Origin of the sequence: Anaerovibrio sp., from assembly GCF_051866355.1 — a bacterium.
In the GTDB taxonomy this organism is placed as follows: Bacteria; Bacillota; Negativicutes; order Selenomonadales; family Selenomonadaceae; genus Anaerovibrio.
Genome location: NZ_JBJDWZ010000104.1, coordinates 1 through 1,451, shown reverse-complemented (window position 1 = coordinate 1,451; position 1,451 = coordinate 1). Strand labels below are relative to the sequence as shown.

Below are 1,451 nucleotides of genomic sequence, written 5' to 3'. Positions count from 1 at the left end.
CAAAGCCTGTAAAGTAAAAACTCCGTAAAAAACAAATAACCGGAAGTCAGCTGAACCTGTTATGCAGGTCAGATGGCCGGAAGCCGCCGCAAAGCAAAGTGATTTTGTGGCGGTTCTTTTTTATTTTCATCACCTTGAAAGTGGTTGAAGTTTTATACTATATTATTTTCCCCCTCTGGCGAAGCCACAGAGCAAAAGGCGCAACAAAAAACAAGCACATCCCGCCAGCAGGCAGGACATGCTTGTTTTCAAAGTATTTAATCCATCCGGATATTTAGATTTTCTTATAATCGTGCCTGAACATCAGAGCATGTGGGCTCTCAGTTCCTCACCGCTCAATGGGGAAAGATATGCAGGCGCAATATCGAACACGGTCTTGCAGCCCTTTACGCCCTCATTGTGCAGACGGTTTACAGCACGGGCATAGGCAAGGATTACAGAGGAAGTAAACTCAGGGTTGGAATCCAGCTTCAGGCTGTACTCGATGATGTGCTTGTTCTCGCCGTTAAAGCCGGTAACGCCGGTGCGGAACACGAAGCCGCCATGAGGAATACCGCTGTGGTTGGCCTGCAGTTCCTCCTCGCTGATGAAATGCACGGTAGTATCGTAGTCGGAGAAATAGTTCGGCATCTCCTTGATATCCTTTTCAATCTGAGCCAGATCTGCGCCTTCCTCAGCCACCACGAAGCACTCACGAGTGTGCTTCTGGCGGGTGGTCAGCTCAGGGTTCTCGCCGTTCCTGACAGCCTCCAGAGCCGCCTCAACGGGAATGGTGTACTGCTTGCCGTTCTTTACGCCCTTGACGCGGCGGATGGCATCGGAATGGCCCTGGCTTACGCCCTTGCCCCAGAAGGTATAGTCGTTGCCCTGCGGCAGTACGGCATTGGCATACAGGCGGTTCAGGGAGAACATGCCCGGATCCCAGCCACAGGAAATCAGGGCAGTATGGCCGCTTTCTACAGCAGCCTTGTCCACATTGGCAAAATGCTCAGGAATGCGGGCATGGGTATCGAAGCTGTCGATTACGTTGAAATACTTTGCCAGCTCCGGGGTCTGCTCCGGCAGGTCGGTAGCGGAACCGCCACACAGCACCAGCACATCAATCTCATCAGCGTGGCTTGCCGCCTCGGAGGCGGCATACACCTTGACGCCCTCGGTCTGCAGCTTCACGTCAGCAGGATTTCTGCGGGTGAATACTGCCACCAGCTCCATATCATCATTCTGACGGACAGCAGCCTCAACGCCCCGTCCCAGATTGCCATAGCCATAAATACCAATTCTCATTACATATCTTCCTTTCTTATCTCACTACAGTGCATACAATTCCCCTAGCAGGCACTATATAACAAATGGTATAGATATATGTCAATATTTATATATTGACCACTTGATATGATATCACAAAATTGAGTATTATGGTAGGATTTTATTGTGTATACAGTGTACTTTTT

Annotated in this window: 1 protein-coding gene; it reads right to left on the bottom strand. The window is 50.0% G+C overall.

Annotation, left to right across the window (positions count from 1 at the left end; genetic code table 11):
• Positions 1-303: 303 nt before the first annotated feature.
• A complete protein-coding gene (locus tag ACI3UA_RS05635) occupies positions 304-1,284 on the bottom strand; it encodes a diaminopimelate dehydrogenase (protein WP_439723853.1) in 981 nt (326 codons plus the stop codon).
• Between the last annotated feature and the right edge of the window lie 167 nt (positions 1,285-1,451).